The sequence below is a fragment of the Bradyrhizobium sp. CCGUVB14 genome, from assembly GCF_024199935.1.
In the GTDB taxonomy this organism is placed as follows: domain Bacteria; phylum Pseudomonadota; class Alphaproteobacteria; order Rhizobiales; family Xanthobacteraceae; genus Bradyrhizobium.
The window spans coordinates 3192045-3208179 of the sequence record NZ_JANADS010000001.1 but is presented as its reverse complement, the minus strand read 5'-3'; the positions used below and the strand labels follow the sequence as shown (position 1 = coordinate 3208179).

Genomic DNA, 16135 nt, shown 5'->3' with positions numbered 1-16135 from the left:
ACGGACATGAAGATCGCGCAAATCGCTCCGCTTGCGGAGAGCTGCCCTCCACGGCTTTACGGCGGCACCGAACGGATTGTCTCATATTTGACCGAAGAGTTGGTGCGGCAGGGCCACGACGTCACGCTGTTCGCGAGTGGAGATTCGATCACGTCGGCGGAGTTGGTGCTATGTTCGAAGATGGCCCTGCGTCTCGATCCGTCGGTAAAGGACATGACGCCGCATCACGTCATGATGCTGGACCGGGTCGCACGGCGTGCGGAGGAGTTTGACGTACTCCATTTTCACATCGACCATCTGCACTATCCCCTGATGCGGCCCCATTCGGACCGGATTGTCACGACATTGCACGGACGGCTCGATCTTCCCGATCTGATGCCCTTCTATTCCGCCTTCCCCGAACCGCCGGTGGTCTCGATTTCGGACGCGCAGCGCCGCCCGATGCCGCCGGTCAACTGGCTTGGGACCGTGCTTCACGGCTTGCCTGAGAACGTGCTGCCTTATCGGCAAGCGCCTTCCGCAGATTATTTTGCGTTCCTTGGTCGCATCTCGCCGGAGAAGGGCCCGGATAAGGCGATCGAGATCGCCGCCAGAACCGGAGTCCCGCTGAAGATCGCTGCAAAGGTCGACGCTGCCGATCAGCGCTATTGGGATCAGGTCATCGCGCCGATGGTCGCGGCGTATCCTAATGTCGAATTCATCGGCGAGATCAATGAGTTTCAGAAGGCCGATTTTCTCGGCAATGCGCGCGCCCTGCTCTTTCCAATCTGCTGGCCGGAGCCATTCGGCCTGGTCATGATAGAAGCCATGGCCTGTGGGACGCCGGTGATCGCCCTCGCTCATGGTTCCGTGCCCGAGGTCATCGACCACGGCGTGAGCGGATTTGTCGTGAACTCCGTCGACGAGGCCGTCGCGGCGGCAGGGTCTGTCGGCATGCTGGAGCGGCTGACGATCCGGAAGCGGTTCGAACAACGCTTTACGGTCGAGCGGATGGCAAAGGATTATCTGGCCGTTTATGGCCGGCTGCCGGCGCTTCAGCAAGCACCGCGGCTCGATGTCCTCACCATCCCTGGAGCTGAAGATGCGATCCTTTTTCCGGTACCGTCTGTTGGCGTGGAAATCGGCGCGGCAAACGCCGGCTGACGCCTTCTTGCCAGACACTGGAACGGAATAGTCGAGCTGTGGTTACGACCTCATACAGGAGTTGCCGCAATGCGCCGCTCGACACCAAAGCCAATCCGCAACAAGCTCGACCTCTCAGATCGCGTTCAGATGCGCCTCGTCAGAAAACGTCTTCGCCTGTCCGATGCCGAGTTGGTCGCGATCGCTGAGCGGATCGGCAACTCAATCTCCGCGATCAGCAAGGAGGTCGCCAAGCATCGCGCCAGCGCGATTCCCGAGCCGGCCGCCCTGCCCCCCGCGGCGGTGATCGCGTTGGCAGCGACAGCCGAGCCGGCTACCGAAATAGATGCCGCCGCGCCGACATCGTGACCTGACTTTCACTGGGGGGCTGACATGAAACGAAAGACGCAACCGGACGACGCCCTGATCCGGGCAGCCTCCAGCCTCCGTCGTTCTAGGATCACTGAGGGCAGGCCATTTCCACTCGGCGCCACCTGGGACGGGCTCGGCGTCAATTTCGCGCTGTTTTCGGCGCACGCCACCAAGGTCGAGCTCTGCCTCTTCGACGACGACGGTGAAACTGAGCTCGAGCGGGTCGAGCTTCCTGAATACACCGACGAGGTCTGGCACGGCTATCTGCCGTCGGCCCGCCCCGGGACCGTCTATGGCTATCGCGTTCATGGTCCCTATGAACCCGATGCGGGGCATCGGTTCAATCCCAACAAGCTGGTGCTCGATCCTTATGCCAAGCAACTGATAGGCCAGTTGCGGTGGGGGCCAGAGCTGTTCGGTTATCAGCTCGACCATGCCGACAAGGACCTCTCCTTCGACGAGCGCGATAGTGCGTCGTTGATGCAAAAGTGCCGGGTCATTGACCCCGCCTTCACCTGGGGTGCGGCACGCAAGCCGGAGACGCCGTGGGAGCGGACGATCGTTTACGAGATGCACGTCAAAGGCTGTACTCAAATGCATCCGCTGGTGCCCGAGGCCGACCGCGGCACCTTCTCGGGCCTGGCCCATTCGGAGATCCCCGCCTATTTGCGCTCGCTCGGCATCACCAGCGCGGAGCTGCTACCGATCCATGCCTTCGTCGATGACAGCTATCTGGTCGAGAAGGGTCTGCGCAATTACTGGGGCTACAATTCGATTGCCTTCTTCGCCCCCGAGCCGCGTTACCTGAAGACGCCCTTCGCGAATGAATTCAAGGCCATGGTCAACCAATTCCATGCCCATGGCGTCGAGGTCATTCTCGACGTCGTCTACAATCACACGGCGGAAGGCAACGAGCTCGGCCCGACACTGTCGTTCAAGGGCATCGATAACGCCAGCTATTATCGCCTGCTGCCGGACAAGCCGCGCTATTACATCAACGACACCGGGACCGGCAATACGGTGAACCTCTCGCATCCGCGCGTACTTCAGCTGGTCGCGGACTCCCTGCGCTACTGGGCGACCGAGATGCGCGTCGACGGCTTCCGTTTCGACCTTGCCACCATCCTTGCACGCGAACCCTATGGCTTTGACGAAGGCGGCGGCTTCCTCGATGCCTGCCGGCAGGATCCCGTTCTCTCCAGCGTCAAGCTGATCGCAGAGCCATGGGATATCGGGCCCGGCGGCTATCAGGTCGGCCAATTCCCACCGGGATGGGCCGAGTGGAACGACAAGTTCAGGGATACCGCGCGCGCCTTCTGGAAGGGCGATCCGGGCACCCTCGCCGACTTTGCCAAACGCGTGTCAGGCTCGGGCGATCTATTCAACAAACGCGGGCGCCGGCCGTGGGCTGGCGTCAACTTTGTCACCGCCCACGACGGATTCAATCTCAACGATCTCGTCTCGTACAACGACAAGCACAACGAGGCGAACGGTGAAGACAACCGCGATGGTCATAGCAACAACCACTCCTGGAACTGCGGTGTCGAAGGGCCGACGGACGATCCCGAGATCTCGTCACTGCGGGAGCGCCAGAAGCGCAACCTGCTCGCGACCATGCTTCTGTCCCACGGAACACCAATGCTGCTCGCCGGCGACGAGTTCGGCCACACCCAGAGTGGCAACAACAATGCCTACGCCCAGGACAACGAAACCACATGGCTCAACTGGATGGGCATCCCCACGAACGGGCGCAATCTGCGTGAATTCACGCGCAAGCTGATCGCCACGCGCAAGGCTTTCCCCATCTTGTACCGCAGTCGGTTTTTGGTCGGCTCTCACAACGAGGAGCTGGACGTGAAGGACGTGGCGTGGCTGTCGCCGTCAGGTGAGGAGATGGCCACCGAGCAATGGCAGGACGGCAACGCCAAATGCTTCGGGATGCTGCTTGACGGGCGCGCCCAGGAAACCGGGATCAGGCGCCGCGGCTCGGACGCGACCATGTTGCTGGTTTACAACGCCCATCATGACGTCGTGAACTTCACTTTGCCCGAGGTCGCCGACGGGCGTAGCTGGCTGGGATTGATCGACACCAATCAGCCAAACGCGCCGATGGCGGAGTTCCCGTTTGGGCATGCCTACGCGGTCACCGGACGGTCGCTGCTGGTGTTCGGGCTTGCAAACGACACTATCGCCACAAGTCGGCTGCGACAGGGTCTCGGCGCCCTGCTGGACATCGCCGACACGCCGCTCTCCGGCTAAGGAGGCGCTGCTGAGGCTGTCGGGTGGAGCTGGCCCGCCTCGACCTGCAATGTGGGGGCGAGATTCAGGTTGTCGCACGCAGCAGAAAGGCGACCCGCCTAGGCGGGCCGCCATCCCACTTACCGTATATTGTTGCCGTAGAGTTGGCGCTCCCTGCGCACTTCGTCCGCGCCGTAAGGCTGGGCGGACGGGTCGTAATTTTTCCACCCTGCCTTCTGCCAGGCCGCGCTGCGGTCGCGGAGGTTGATAGCGGATTGGTTCAGGATCGCTTCGTAGCGCGCTCGATCAGAATCGGGCACGCGCGCCGAGACCAACGTGCCGCCTCGCCTCACACCTTCTGCATAGAGCGGCGCCTCCTCGTCGGATACACCAGCCTGCGTCAACGCACCGACGACGCCGCCCGTAGCGCCGCCAGCAGCGGCACCAAGAGCAGTCGACGCGAGCCAGCCCGCCGCGACGACCGGGCCCAGGCCCGGGATCGCTAATAGCCCAAGACCTGCGAGCAAGCCTGCGGCGCCGCCGAGTCCCGCGCCGACACCCGCGCCGGTCGCCGCACCTTCGGCGCGATCATCGACACCATCGCGATCTCGATCAATCTTCTTGTCGGTGCTATACCAGTTGTCCGAGTTATTGGCGACGATGCTCAAATCCGAATGCGGCACGCCCGCCGCTTCCAGACTTGTCACGGCGCGTTGCGCATCGGAATAATTGTCGTACAGACGGGAAATCGTAACGGTCATCATAATTCTCCTGTGTTCGTTTTTGGGCGATCGTTACTTGGCCGCGTTCACGTTACCCTGGAAGTCCAGGCTGACATCGGTCGTGGCACCGGCCTTGCTGGCCTTCCCGCGCCACACGCCGTTGTCGTCTTTTTTCAAGGAGGTGACGTTGGTGTAGCCTGCGTCCTCGATCTTCGATTTGGCTTGCCCCTCGGTGAAGCTGTTGGCGCCTGAGACCGGCTTGTTGGAATTGTTCTGGCCGGAGCTGTTGACCGCACTATTATTTGGCCGATCGGTTGCAGGCGGATTTTGTGCAAACGACGGACCTGCCAGAAGCGAAGCAGCCGTCAGCAACAGAAGAAATTTGTTGTTCATGTCGTCCTCCTAAGTGGACCGGCACAACCTGCCCGGAGGCACGAAGTTCCAACTTTTCCCGGTCCATAGGCAAGGTCGACCGCGCAGGAGCTAAGAGCCTCAGAGCGAATGCCTCCCGCACTCAGATTGAGGTCCCAGCATGTCGCCTCGTCGCCAGGATCGGCTACGAGCGTTAGGACGCCTGAACGTGTGCGCGCTTTTTCTCTACTTCCTCGGCGTCCTTCTTGTCGACTTCCATCAGGTCGTCATTGGCATCCCCGACTGCCTTCAGAAGTTCATCAAGCTTGGCATGAATAGCCTGAGTATCGCGATGCTCAGCGCGCTGGATGAGGAGCGTCATTCCCCAAGTCGCAAGCGTGGCGAACGAATGCCACTCCAATCCATTGCCGAACACCAGCCAGCACGTCGCATAGGCCAGGAAACAATGAACGCCGCTGGCCGCGACGTCGCAACGCCGATTTTGGTAAGCCAGCCTTTGAGATCCGCGGAGGACATCTCAGCCAACGTGAGCCTATACAAGCCGTTCCACGATCGATGGGCGTGCGACAATGCACCCTTGCCGACCGCCGGTCTTTGGAACCTGTCGACCCATTGCGGTTTGGCAAGGACACGAACGGAGCGTAAAAATGGCGGGCTTAAGTGAAGAAGACATTTTCAACAGGGCGTATCATCTTTGGAAGCAAGCCGGCGAACCTGCAGGGGCGATGGACACCCTCTGGTACCAGGCGGAAGCCGAGTTGTTGGCCGAGCGAGCCGAACAGGGTGAGGTCCCCCCGGGGATGACGGACAATCTGCCCGTGTAATGACCGGCTCTCGAACCCCGGCCGGAGGTATCTCGCGCCCCCGCCGCTGACCTTGCGGGGCGTCCGCTTAGGAACCATCGCGCGATTGCGGCGTCGCTTTTTCTTTTAGTGAGGACGCGGTGCACGGCTCGAAGTTCAGGCGCCAAGCGAACCTGCCGCATGCGGTCGTCGGCGTCGATTGTCATGACCAAGACGGGCAACTTGTTGCTCGCCAGCTTGCTGAAGAGACGCCCGTAGCCTTGGCGTACAACGGAACGACGTTTGCCGTTGTGATGGCGACGCCCGCCGATCTTACCGATCTCGCCCTTGGGTTCAGCCTGACGGAAGGAATTATTGCCGCACCTTCGGAGATAGAAAACCTCGACGTTGTTCGGCACGAAGACGGCGTGGAGCTACGGATGTGGATCACATCCGACCGAAGCGATCGCCTCATGGCGCGGCGGCGGCGCCTGGTCGGTCCGACCGGCTGCGGCCTTTGCGGGATCGAAAGCCTGGCCGACGCTTGTCCGCCCGTCCCCTCCACTACAACCGATCTGTCGCTGACCGCCGAGGACATTTCGTCTGCCATGCACGCGCTGACAGCGGCGCAAGACATCAACCGTGCGACCCGGGCAACGCATGCAGCTGGCCTTTACCAGCCCTGTACAGGACAGTTGCTGCTGCGCGAAGACGTCGGCCGTCATAACGCTCTCGATAAGCTCGCGGGAGCTATGGCCGCAGAGGGCGTCGACGGGTCGTCGGGTGCGCTGGTTCTCACCAGCCGCGTGTCGATCGAACTGGTGCAAAAGGCCGCGGCCATTGGCATAGGCATTCTGATCGCCGTCTCTGCCCCGACTGCGCTCGCGGTCAGAACGGCGATCGTCTCAGGGATGACGCTGATCGGCATCGCACGTGGTAGCGATTTCCAAATCTTCAGCGAACCCGGGCGCATCAGGTGAGGCTTCAACCCCCAGGAACCAAGCAGAAGCCCGCCCATTGATAGTTCCCTTGAGTTGACGGCCAGATGAAGCGAATGACCAGCATTCTCCTCGCAGTTGCGACGGCCTTGGCGGGCTGCCAGCGGGAGCAGCGGCAGTTGCGCCTCGACCCGCCGACCGCCGATGCTCTCGACAGGATCGCATTGATGCCGAACGGCATCGCGGGCGCGCCTCCACAGGTCTATTTCGCGCTGGGCCAGCCGTATGAGGTCAACGCCTACAATCTGGGCCAAGGCAAGCGGCTGTATGCATGGTTCGGATGCAAAAGCTGTCATGGCGATGGTCAAGGTGGGAGCGGGCCGGGCTTCCTTGATGGCTGGTGGTATTACGGTCCCGAGATGGTCTCCATCTTCGCCTCGATCCGGGATGGGCGGCCGCACGGCATGCCATCGTTCCGCGACAAGATGACAACCGATCAGATCTGGCAGCTTGCGGGCTATGTGCAAACCATCGGCTCTTATGAAGGCAAGACCGCCGCGCCGAGCCGCAACGACGAGAAGCAGACGCGACCTGCCGAAAATCGCGCACCCGCCAAATTGCTATTCGATCAGGGCCCCTCCCCGGTCCATTTGGATCAGGGACCGACGCCGTGATCCGCGCGCTGAGCAATATCTGTTTGAGCGCGATGCTTGCCGTGCCGCTGGCCGCTTGCGGCAGCAATTGGCAATCCGCGCTCGACGTCCACGGCACCTCGGCGATCAGCCTGAAGCATCTTATCCTTCTGATCGTTGCAGTCTGCTCAGTGGTCTGGATGCTGGTGATGGTCGCGCTGATCTGGGCTTTGTGGCACCGGCGGGAAGGCCGGCCCACATCACCTGAGCCCGGCCGCGAACGACGCATGACCCTCGCGGTCACCGGCGGCGTCATCGCCACCACCGCCATAATCGGCACCTTAACCACAATGAGCTTCTTTGCCACGCGGAACCTCAGCGTTGCCGGGCAAGACGATCTGACGATCCGGGTGCGCGGCCTGCAATGGTGGTGGGGTCTCGAATATATCGGCCCCGACCCGGCCCGACGATTTGAGACCGCCAACGAGATCCACATTCCAGTTGGCCGCAGCGTGCACTTCAAGCTCGAGGGCCTCGACGTGATCCATTCGTTCTGGGTCCCGAGCCTCGCCGGCAAGCAGGATCTGATCCCCGGCCGCTCCAATGAGCTTACGATCCGGGCGGAGCAGCCTGGCGTGTACCGTGGTCAGTGTGCAGAATATTGCGGTATGCAGCACGCGCACATGGCGCTGCTGGTGATTGCGGAGTCGCAGGACGATTTCGATAAATGGAGCAACGCGCAACGGCAGGCGGCGCCCCTGCCTGCCGGGGAGGAAGCAGCCGCAGGGATGCAGACCTTCCTGACAAAACCGTGCGCGGCCTGCCACACCATCCGCGGCACCACGGCCGTCGGCACCACGGGGCCTGACCTCACCCATGTCGGCAGCCGCCGGACCATCGCGGCGGGGCTGTTTGAAACAACGCGCGGCTCGCTCGCAGCCTGGATCGCCGATCCACAGACCATCAAGCCGGGCAACAACATGCCGATGGTGCCGCTCACACCGGACGAGTTGCGCGGAGTCTCTGCTTATCTGGCGAGCCTGAAATGAACAGCCCCGCCAAAGCGTCCGACATGCGCGACATCGACATCCAAGGCCCGCGCCTGACAGAGGCGCTGACGGAGACATGGAAGACGCAGCCCGGCGCTTGGGGCGCGCTCACCACCGTCGATCACAAAATCATCGGGCGCCGCTACATCTTCACGGCTTTTGTCTTCCTGGCGCTCGGAGGCGTCCTTGCCGCGCTGATGCGCATTCAACTCGCGCAGCCTGAAGCCCGTTTGCTTGGTCCCGACCGCTACAATCAGATTTTCACCATGCACGGCGCCAACATGATGTTCCTGTTCGCCGTGCCTGTGATGGAGGCCGTGGCAGTCTATCTGGTGCCACTGATGGTCGGCACCCGCAACATCGCCTTCCCTCGCCTCAATGCATTCTCCTACTGGATTTATCTTGCCGGGGGCGCGCTGCTCTGGATTGCCTTCGCGCTCGACATGGGACCCGACGTCGGCTGGTTCGCCTATGTGCCGCTATCCGGGCCGCAATATGCCGCCGGCAAGCGCGCCGATATCTGGGCCCAGATGATCACCTTCACTGAGCTCTCCGCGCTCGCTGTCGCCGTCGAGCTGGTCGTCACTATCTTCAAGCAGCGGGCGCCGGGCATGACGCTCGACCGTATCCCCGTGTTCGTCTGGGCGATGCTGGTAACGTCGTTTCTGATCATTATGGCGATGCCGGCGATCATGGTCGCGAGCACCAGTCTGATCCTCGACCGCCTGGTCGGCACGCATTTCTTCAATCCGGCCGAGGGGGGCGACGTGCTGCTCTGGCAGCATCTGTTCTGGTTCTTCGGCCATCCGGAGGTCTACATCATCTTCCTCCCGGCGGCCGGGATGGTCTCGACCATGATCGAGCCCTTCGCACGGCGGCCTGTCTTCGGCTATCTCGGCCTTGTCATGGCGCTGATTGCCACCGGCATCCTCGCCTTCGGCCTGTGGGTGCACCACATGTTCGTGACGGGCCTGCCACGGTTAGGAGAGAGCTTCTTCACGGCGTCCAGCATGGCCATCGCAATCCCCGCCGGAGTTCAGATCTTCTGCTGGATGGCTACGCTGTGGGACGGCAGACCGGTGTTCAAGACGCCCCTCCTCTTCATCATCGGTTTCTTCGTCACGTTCGTCATCGGTGGCCTGACCGGCGTGATGGTCGCCTCCGTCCCGTTCGACACCCAGGTGCACGACACATATTTCGTCGTCGCGCATTTCCATTATGTGCTGGTCGGCGGCGCCGTTTTCCCGCTGCTTGGCGCCATCCACTACTGGTTTCCGAAGTTGACCGGACGGATGATGAGCGAGACGCTCGGGCAATGGTCCTTCTGGCTGATCATCACAGGCTTCAACGCCACCTTCTTTCCGATGCATATCCTCGGGCTGGAGGGCATGCCGCGGCGCATCTACACCTATCAGCCCGACCTGCCGTGGCACGCCCTCAATGTGTTCGCCAGCCTCAGCTCGATTGTGCTCACCGCCGGGTTCTTGGTGTTCTTCATTAATGTCATTCAAAGCGCGCGCGCAGGCGAAGTCGCGCCTGACAATCCTTGGAATGCACCTACTCTTGAGTGGGCCACGACATCGCCTCCCCCCAGTTACAATTTTGCGATGATCCCCGTTGTCAATAGCTTGCACCCTCTGTGGGATAGTCGCGACACGCTTGCTGTTGCCAAGGGCCTGCGTACCGATCGGCGCGAACTTGTTGTGACGTCGTTGAATACTGCCGAGCCGCAGGCGCGCGAGGCATCGCCACGGAATTCGATCTGGCCACTTTTGACGGCAATCGCGACCAGCATCATGCTGATCTGGTCGATATTCACGCCCTGGGCGGTGGTATGGGGCTCAATCCCGATCGCGATCGCGCTGATCGGCTGGTTCTGGCCCAAGGGCACCCCGGAGGACGAGGCATGAGGGAAAGGATCGTGCTCGATCTCGGCAAGTTGCCGTTACATGGGATGGGAACGCAGAGCGCCACCTGGTGGGGCACGCTCGCCTTCATGCTGATCGAGGGGACCGGCTTTGCCTTGGCGATCGCTGTCTACCTTTATCTAATGAGCCTGGCGACCACTTGGCCGATCGACGCTCCTCCACCCGACCTGCTTCCCGGTACGCTGGTGGCGCTCATTCTGCTCGTCAGCCTGGTACCCAACATCCTGATCTCGCGCTGGGCAGCGCAGGAGGATCTGCGCAAAGTCAGGATCGGTCTGATTGTCATGTCAATCCTCGGGATCGCGCCTCTGATCGTGCGAATCTTCGAATTTCCTGCGCTCCGGATTAGCTGGGACACGAATGCCTACGGTTCGGTGGTCTGGATACTGCTCGGCCTCCACACCACGCACATCATCACAGATCTCGCCGATACTCTGGTCCTCGGCGTGCTGATGTTCACGCGCCATGGTCAAAACAGGCGCCGCTTCGGCGATGTGCAGGATAACGCAATGTATTGGAACTTTGTCGTTGCGGCCTGGCTTCCGATCTATGGCTGCATCTATTGGTTGGCACGGCTATGAGCGCATCGAAATTCCGAACTCATCTGACGATCTGGGCCGGCCTATGGTTTGCCTCGATGATCTGGGCGGTCAACATGCAGCTCGGACAAATCGTGCCGGATGCCGATTGTCGATCGCCGCTGCACATCTCTGCCATCACCTCCCTCGCGGGCGCGGCGCTAACGGCTCTGTCGGGCGTCGCGTCGTGGTCTGGCGCAGCAAGTCCGGCTGTCGCAAACGCGCCGGCTCACACGATCGAATTCGCGCGAGCGGTCAGCGCCCTTTCCGCCGGCCTCTTCACGTTCGCTCTCGCGATGCAAGGTGTTGCCTCTCTGGTGTTGACGGGATGCGAAAGATAGCAGCAATCACAATTGGCTTGCTGGCGAGTGGCGCGGCTCACGCCCACGAGCTGCCCCCGGATGTGAGCGGCGCGCATTGGACGTTCGATCCATGGATCGTCATCCCCCTCATCACCTTTGGCCTGATGTACGGTATCGGCGCGCTTGTGCTTTGGCGGCGGCGGGCTCACCGTCCCGCCGCTTTCATATGGCAAGTCGTTGCCTGTAGCACGGGCTGGTTCTCGCTGATCGCGGCGCTTGTGGCGCCACTGCACTGGCTTGGCGAACGGCTGCTCAGCTTTCACATGATCGAGCACGAGATCCTGATGGCCGTATCCGCACCATTGCTCGTGATCGCGCGACCAGTTGGAACGCTATTGTGGTCGCTGCCCCGCCGCGCTCGCTTGTGGATCGGCCGCTGGATGCGGCTGCCTGCCACCGACGCCGTGTGGGGCGTTTTCAGCGCCGGTCGCACCGCCACCATCCTGCACGGAATGGCGATCTGGGGCTGGCACGCGCCGCTCCTGTTCGATGCAGCCGTTTCGAACCTCGTCCTGCATCGGCTGCAGCATCTCAGCTTCTTCCTGACGGCCGTCCTGTTCTGGTGGTCCGTGTTCAGGCGCAGCGAAACCGGCACCGCCGCCTGGCATGTCTTCATCACCATGCTGCATACCAGCGTCCTCGGAGCTTTGATGGCACTTGCGCCGCACCTGCTCTACCGGGAACAACAGGAGGCCGCAGCGGCCTGGGGGCTAACCCCGCTGGAAGATCAGCAGCTGGCCGGGATCATCATGTGGGTGCCGGCGGGGACGATCTATGCCGGCGCGGCTCTTGCCCTGATTGCGCTTTGGATCATGCGAGCCGCCAAACAGCCGGAGCGGGCCGATGCCCTTCACGCACAGTAATGGATCCATCTTCCTGGTCATCGCGGCCGGAGCGCTGACCGCCTCGGCCGTCGTGGGAGGTGTCGCCCAAGGTTACCTCAAGCAGACCGAGACCACTGCTCGGGCCATGACCGCGGGCGATCCAGCGCGGGCACCTGCCCTGATCCGCCGCTATGGCTGCGCCGGCTGTCATACGATCTCCGGTATCCCCGGCGGCGACGGTCAGGTCGGAAGCTCCCTGGCCGATATCCGGCAACGCGTCTATATCGCAGGCGTGATGACCAACACACCCGACAATCTGATACGATGGCTTGTGACGCCCCAGACATTCTCTCCGAGGTCAGCAATGCCGGCCACAGGGATCAGCGAGGCGGAGGCGCGCGAGGTCGCGGCCTATCTCTATGCGCATTGATGGTCAGGGACGAGGCGTCGGCCGGGGCGGCAGCGACTTCAAATACACGGCGATTGCCTTGCGATCGCTTTCCGGCAACATCGCCGTGTTCGTGACGACATCAGCCATCGACGAACCCACGCGGCCATGATCGGGCGTATTTCCGGTCTGCAACATCTCTGCCACCTGCTGCTCCGTCCAGTCACCGATACATGCCGGCGTGATGTTGGGATAGAAACCGGTGCCTTCCGGATCTTGCCCACCGGCATAACGGGTCTTTGATTTAATGCCGCCGAACAGATCGCGGGATGAATGGCATTCCGCGCAGTGAGCCATTGCCTCGCTCAGATACCGCCCCCGATTCCAGGGCTCATCATGATCGGGATCCGCCACGATCGGCCCAGGTTTGAAGTAGAGAAGCTTCCAGAACCCGACAAAGCGGCGAATGCTGAAAACGAGATTGAGATCGTGATCGGGCGCACGCCCCTTCACGGTGGGAAGCGTGCGCAGATAAGCCGTGAGATCCTGAACGTCTTCGGGGCGCATGTGTGCAAAGCTCGAATACGGAAACACGGGATAGTAGTGGCGACCGTCCGGAGACACACCGCGCAGCAGCGCGTTGGCGAGATCCTTCGCAGTCCAGCTGCCGATGCCGTCTACCAAATCCGTTGAGATATTGGGTGCGCGAAACGTACCGAAGGGCGAGGCCAGCGCCAGCCCGCCGCCGAGATGCAGCCGATCAGTTTGTCCCGGCGAGGCATGGCAGGAGGCGCAATCGCCAGCCGCAAAAACAATCGCCCCTCGTGCCGCGTCGCCGGCGGTGTCAGAGACGTCGCCCACCTCTGCCGAAGTGAACCGCGCGGGCGAGGTCAAAAACCAGATCACTGCAGCGGCGGCCACGATCGTGGAGACTGCTGAGATCACCCAAAGGCATCTGCGCATTTTTCTCCTCTGTCGCCGCCGACGCCAAGTCCGTCGTGGTCAGATCACCAGTGTCGATAATGGCGATAGTAGCGACGATGACCGTAGTAAGGTCGGCCGTAAGCATAGCCGGGGCCATAGGCGTAAGCGGGGCCATAAGCATAGCCCGGCCCGTAGCCAGGGCCATATCCGTAAGGACCATATGCGCCGTAAGCTCCTGCCGCGAGTGCTCCGGCAGCGATCCCGAAGCCGATGCCCGGGCCGCCCCATCCGCCGCCGCGCCAATGTGCGTCGGCGGGGGCGGCAGCGACTGTTACCATCACGGCGACAGCGGCTCCAAGTAATCCGATCTTTTTCATCTTAAACTCCGATCACCACGTCGATGACGGTTCAATTCGGAAGGACCGTCGAAGTTTCTATTCACCTACGAAGCTATTGGCAGGCTCGGGGCCTTCGACGACACGAAAGACATTGGCGCGTTCAGCCCGTCGAGATCGGAATCTCCTCGCCCTCGATGATTTCCGGAATCGTATCCTTGAACAGACGCACAGGAACGGACTTTGCCGCGGGCACCTTGCTTCCTTCGGCATAATGCCACAGCGGGATCAAGCCATTGCATTCCGGGTAGTAGCCGGCGAGGCTCTTTCGGGGGATATCGTACGGCACGACCTGAAGTTCGCTAAGGCTCCGTTCAACACCATCGCCCGCTTCGGTGACCAACGTGACGGTATCCCCAGACTTCAGCCCGTCGTCCTTCATATCCGCCGGGTTCATCAAGACCACATACCGACTGCCCCGGATGCCTCGAAATCGATCGTCTTCCGTGTAGATCGTCGTGTTGAACTGGCCATCGGCACGCATCGTCATTAGCTCATAGATGCCGCCGCCTTCGCGTGGCGGCGCAAACGCAGCCTTCGGCACGGTGAAATTCGCCTTGCCATTGGGCGTCTTCCACTTGCGCTCCCGGGCGGGCAGCGGCCGCGGGAAGCCACCGGGTTCGAACATGCGCTCGTTGAAATCCCTGAATTGATCGGGATAGGTGCGTTCGATAGCGTCCCGCACCTGCGCGTAATCCGAGACCCAGGCATCCCAGTTGACCGCCGGATTAGGCTCAAGCGTCGCCTTGGCCAACGCGGCGACGATCGCCGGCTCTGACAAGAGATTGTCAACCACAGGCCGACGCTGGCCGCGCGATCCATGGATGCAGGTCGTCGAATCCTCCATGGACACGGCCTGCGGGCCGCCTGCCTGCTGGTCGATCTCGATCCGGCCGAGGCAAGGCAGCAGATATGTCACCTCGGCTGGGACAATGTGGCTGCGATTGAGTTTCGTCGCAATCTGGACAGACAGACGCAGACCAGACCATGCGGGCTCCATCAGCGATCGCTCCGGGATTGCGCGCACAAAATTGCCGCCAAGGCTGACGAAACCGCGCACATCTCCTTTCAAAATGCCCTCGCAAGCGTCCACGGTCGACATGCCATCCCATCGCGGCGGTTCGAAGCCATAGAGTTCCTCGAGCTTGTCGAGCGGCACCAGTTTGGTCTTTTCGGAGATACCGACAGTGCGCTGGCCCTGTACGTTGGAATGCCCGCGGATCGGCGAAATCCCCGCGCCGGGCTTGCCGATATTGCCGCGCAGCAGCAGCAAATTAACGATCATCTTGGCGGTTTCGACGCCGTGCTTATGCTGGGTAATGCCCATGCCGTAATTGGCGATGACGGCATTGGCCGCCATATAGGTATTTGCTGCGTCGAGTATGGCGGTTCGCGAAAGCCCGGATGCCTTTTCGATCTGGTCCCACTCTTGGGCGCGACAGAAAGCGGCAAAATCGTCGAAGCCGGCCGTATGCTGTTCGACGAAGCCGACATCGACCACGCGGGGCCCGCCGTTCGTTTGCGCGAGATCATCCGACTCGATGATCCACTTGCAAATGCCGGCGATAGCTGCGGCATCACCCCCAACTCGTACCTGATAATACTGCGAGCTGATGCGCGTGCCACCGGCGATCATCTGGACGGGACTTTGCGGATTGACGAACCGCTCCAACCCCCGCTCCCGAAGCGGGTTGAATGTCACGATCGGCACGCCGCGCTGGGCTGCTTCCTGAAGCGGATGCAGCATGCGCGGCGCGTTCGTTGTGGTATTGTGACCGAAGAAGAAGATGCAATCAGTCTCGTCGAAGTCCTTCAACAGCACTGTCCCAACGGGGACGCCGATCACTTCCGGCAACGCCACTGATGTTGTTTCGTGGCACATGTTCGAGCTGTCAGGAAAATTGTTGGTGCCGTACATCCGGCCGAAAAGCTGGTACATATAGCTTGCTTCGAGCGAGGCACGTCCCGACGTGTACATGATGACCGAGCGCGGATCGAGCGCATTCAATTCTGCGCCAATCGCCCGAAAGGCTTCACTCCAATCGACCGGCAGATATTTGTCGCTGGCGGGTTCGTAACGCATCGGCGTCGTCAGGCGCCCCTGCTCCTCCAGCTGGTGATCAGACCAGGTTCTCAGCTCCGTGAGCGTGTGCTCTGCGAAGAACTCCGGCGTGACAGTCTTGCCTGTTATCTCCCAGGCGGTCGCCTTGGCTCCGTTCTCGCAGAACTCGAATGGATGAGGGTGTGCCGGCTTGGCCCAGGAGCAGCTCACGCACATGAAGCCATCGGCCTTGTTTTGCTTGAGCAAGATCTCGCTGCCGAGAATGGCAACCTCTTCTTGCGTGAGGATGTGAGCGACTGCGCTGAGCGAGCCCCAACCACCGGCCGGAGCGTCGTAAACTTCAACCTTTGCCTTTTGCCGCATGCGGGCTCCTTAAGATTCAGCATGTTACGGGAAAACATGAGAGAACATCGACAGTTCCTCACAATCAGGAACATTGCTTGGGTA

The 16135-nt window shown here is 61.4% G+C and carries 18 protein-coding genes; 12 read left to right on the top strand and 6 right to left on the bottom strand.

Translation table 11 applies throughout. The annotated features are described in order from the left end of the window. Positions 1–6: 6 nt before the first annotated feature. The 3 genes from NLM32_RS14875 (at position 7) to glgX (ending at position 3753) form a co-directional block, all read left to right on the top strand. Positions 7–1143 (top strand): glycosyltransferase family 4 protein, encoded by a 1137-nt coding sequence (locus tag NLM32_RS14875; protein WP_254129698.1) that lies wholly within the window; start codon positions 7–9, stop codon positions 1141–1143. Between the two features lie 69 nt (positions 1144–1212). Then, positions 1213–1491 carry a hypothetical protein gene (locus NLM32_RS14870; protein WP_254129697.1) on the top strand — a complete coding sequence of 93 codons (279 nt, stop codon included), beginning with the start codon at positions 1213–1215 and terminating at the stop codon, positions 1489–1491. A 24-nt stretch (positions 1492–1515) separates the two neighbouring features. Further along, positions 1516–3753, top strand: coding sequence for a glycogen debranching protein GlgX (glgX, locus tag NLM32_RS14865; RefSeq protein WP_254129696.1), 2238 nt, complete (start codon positions 1516–1518; stop codon positions 3751–3753). Positions 3754–3872: 119 nt separating this feature from the next. Here the strand turns inward: glgX and NLM32_RS14860 are convergent, their stop codons facing one another. The 3 genes from NLM32_RS14860 to NLM32_RS14850 all read right to left on the bottom strand — a co-directional run bounded on the left by NLM32_RS14860 (position 3873) and on the right by NLM32_RS14850 (position 5187). Then, positions 3873–4493, bottom strand: coding sequence for a general stress protein (locus NLM32_RS14860; protein WP_254129695.1), 621 nt, complete (start codon positions 4491–4493; stop codon positions 3873–3875). Between the two features lie 33 nt (positions 4494–4526). Continuing rightward, the gene (locus tag NLM32_RS14855) at positions 4527–4847 is read right to left on the bottom strand and encodes a hypothetical protein (protein WP_254129694.1); all 321 of its coding nucleotides are present in this window, start codon (positions 4845–4847) and stop codon (positions 4527–4529) included. A 172-nt stretch (positions 4848–5019) separates the two neighbouring features. After that, complete coding sequence (locus tag NLM32_RS14850; RefSeq protein ID WP_254129693.1) at positions 5020–5187, bottom strand: low affinity iron permease family protein; 168 nt, start codon at positions 5185–5187, stop codon at positions 5020–5022. Between the two features lie 208 nt (positions 5188–5395). On the opposite strand from NLM32_RS14850, the gene NLM32_RS45825 reads away from it, so the two are divergent. The 9 genes from NLM32_RS45825 to NLM32_RS14810 all read left to right on the top strand — a co-directional run bounded on the left by NLM32_RS45825 (position 5396) and on the right by NLM32_RS14810 (position 12349). Beyond that, positions 5396–5650: a DUF2934 domain-containing protein gene (locus NLM32_RS45825; protein WP_309144847.1), complete on the top strand. Its 255-nt coding sequence runs from the start codon at positions 5396–5398 to the stop codon at positions 5648–5650. Positions 5651–5769: 119 nt separating this feature from the next. Beyond that, positions 5770–6588 (top strand): formate dehydrogenase accessory sulfurtransferase FdhD, encoded by an 819-nt coding sequence (fdhD, locus tag NLM32_RS14845; RefSeq protein WP_254129692.1) that lies wholly within the window; start codon positions 5770–5772, stop codon positions 6586–6588. A 65-nt stretch (positions 6589–6653) separates the two neighbouring features. Continuing rightward, complete coding sequence (locus NLM32_RS14840; RefSeq protein WP_375143559.1) at positions 6654–7220, top strand: c-type cytochrome; 567 nt, start codon at positions 6654–6656, stop codon at positions 7218–7220. 32 nt (positions 7221–7252) lie between these two features. After that, positions 7253–8227, top strand: a complete 975-nt coding sequence (gene coxB / locus NLM32_RS14835; RefSeq protein WP_254135308.1) for a cytochrome c oxidase subunit II — start codon at positions 7253–7255, stop codon at positions 8225–8227. A 23-nt stretch (positions 8228–8250) separates the two neighbouring features. Next, on the top strand, positions 8251–10137 hold the full coding sequence (gene ctaD, locus NLM32_RS14830; RefSeq protein ID WP_254135307.1) for a cytochrome c oxidase subunit I: 1887 nt from the start codon (positions 8251–8253) through the stop codon (positions 10135–10137). Further along, entirely contained in the window at positions 10134–10736 is a 603-nt protein-coding gene (locus NLM32_RS14825) for a cytochrome c oxidase subunit 3 (protein ID WP_254129691.1), read from the top strand. Before ctaD ends, NLM32_RS14825 begins: the two co-directional genes overlap by 4 nt. Then, positions 10733–11074, top strand: a complete 342-nt coding sequence (locus NLM32_RS14820) for a hypothetical protein (RefSeq protein WP_254129690.1) — start codon at positions 10733–10735, stop codon at positions 11072–11074. The genes NLM32_RS14825 and NLM32_RS14820 overlap by 4 nt, the downstream gene beginning before the upstream one ends. Next, on the top strand, positions 11062–11958 hold the full coding sequence (locus NLM32_RS14815) for a cytochrome c oxidase assembly protein (RefSeq protein ID WP_254129689.1): 897 nt from the start codon (positions 11062–11064) through the stop codon (positions 11956–11958). Before NLM32_RS14820 ends, NLM32_RS14815 begins: the two co-directional genes overlap by 13 nt. Further along, complete coding sequence (locus tag NLM32_RS14810) at positions 11939–12349, top strand: cytochrome c family protein (protein ID WP_254129688.1); 411 nt, start codon at positions 11939–11941, stop codon at positions 12347–12349. The genes NLM32_RS14815 and NLM32_RS14810 overlap by 20 nt, the downstream gene beginning before the upstream one ends. A 3-nt stretch (positions 12350–12352) precedes the next feature. On the opposite strand, the gene NLM32_RS14805 is transcribed toward NLM32_RS14810, so the two are convergent. The 3 genes from NLM32_RS14805 to NLM32_RS14795 all read right to left on the bottom strand — a co-directional run bounded on the left by NLM32_RS14805 (position 12353) and on the right by NLM32_RS14795 (position 16051). Further along, entirely contained in the window at positions 12353–13270 is a 918-nt protein-coding gene (locus tag NLM32_RS14805) for a cytochrome c (protein ID WP_254129687.1), read from the bottom strand. A gap of 44 nt (positions 13271–13314) precedes the next feature. After that, a complete protein-coding gene (locus NLM32_RS14800) occupies positions 13315–13572 on the bottom strand; it encodes a hypothetical protein (RefSeq protein WP_254129686.1) in 258 nt (85 codons plus the stop codon). Between the two features lie 157 nt (positions 13573–13729). Then, positions 13730–16051 (bottom strand): FdhF/YdeP family oxidoreductase, encoded by a 2322-nt coding sequence (locus tag NLM32_RS14795; RefSeq protein ID WP_254129685.1) that lies wholly within the window; start codon positions 16049–16051, stop codon positions 13730–13732. Positions 16052–16135: the final 84 nt, after the last annotated feature.

Excerpts from the sequence above, each read along its gene's own strand:
- NLM32_RS14840 (WP_375143559.1), top strand. The coding sequence starts at position 6,654 with ATGAAGCGAATGACCAGCATTCTCCTCGCAGTTGCGACGGCCTTGGCG.
- NLM32_RS14820 (WP_254129690.1), top strand. The coding sequence starts at position 10,733 with ATGAGCGCATCGAAATTCCGAACTCATCTGACGATCTGGGCCGGCCTA.
- NLM32_RS14875 (WP_254129698.1), top strand. The coding sequence starts at position 7 with ATGAAGATCGCGCAAATCGCTCCGCTTGCGGAGAGCTGCCCTCCACGG.
- coxB (WP_254135308.1), top strand. The coding sequence starts at position 7,253 with ATGCTTGCCGTGCCGCTGGCCGCTTGCGGCAGCAATTGGCAATCCGCG.
- NLM32_RS14815 (WP_254129689.1), top strand. The coding sequence starts at position 11,062 with ATGCGAAAGATAGCAGCAATCACAATTGGCTTGCTGGCGAGTGGCGCG.
- NLM32_RS14805 (WP_254129687.1), bottom strand. The coding sequence starts at position 13,270 with ATGCGCAGATGCCTTTGGGTGATCTCAGCAGTCTCCACGATCGTGGCC.
- NLM32_RS14870 (WP_254129697.1), top strand. The coding sequence starts at position 1,213 with ATGCGCCGCTCGACACCAAAGCCAATCCGCAACAAGCTCGACCTCTCA.
- NLM32_RS14850 (WP_254129693.1), bottom strand. The coding sequence starts at position 5,187 with ATGACGCTCCTCATCCAGCGCGCTGAGCATCGCGATACTCAGGCTATT.
- NLM32_RS14825 (WP_254129691.1), top strand. The coding sequence starts at position 10,134 with ATGAGGGAAAGGATCGTGCTCGATCTCGGCAAGTTGCCGTTACATGGG.
- NLM32_RS14795 (WP_254129685.1), bottom strand. The coding sequence starts at position 16,051 with ATGCGGCAAAAGGCAAAGGTTGAAGTTTACGACGCTCCGGCCGGTGGT.
- NLM32_RS45825 (WP_309144847.1), top strand. The coding sequence starts at position 5,396 with ATGCACCCTTGCCGACCGCCGGTCTTTGGAACCTGTCGACCCATTGCG.
- NLM32_RS14860 (WP_254129695.1), bottom strand. The coding sequence starts at position 4,493 with ATGACCGTTACGATTTCCCGTCTGTACGACAATTATTCCGATGCGCAA.
- glgX (WP_254129696.1), top strand. The coding sequence starts at position 1,516 with ATGAAACGAAAGACGCAACCGGACGACGCCCTGATCCGGGCAGCCTCC.
- NLM32_RS14855 (WP_254129694.1), bottom strand. The coding sequence starts at position 4,847 with ATGAACAACAAATTTCTTCTGTTGCTGACGGCTGCTTCGCTTCTGGCA.
- NLM32_RS14810 (WP_254129688.1), top strand. The coding sequence starts at position 11,939 with ATGCCCTTCACGCACAGTAATGGATCCATCTTCCTGGTCATCGCGGCC.
- ctaD (WP_254135307.1), top strand. The coding sequence starts at position 8,251 with ATGCGCGACATCGACATCCAAGGCCCGCGCCTGACAGAGGCGCTGACG.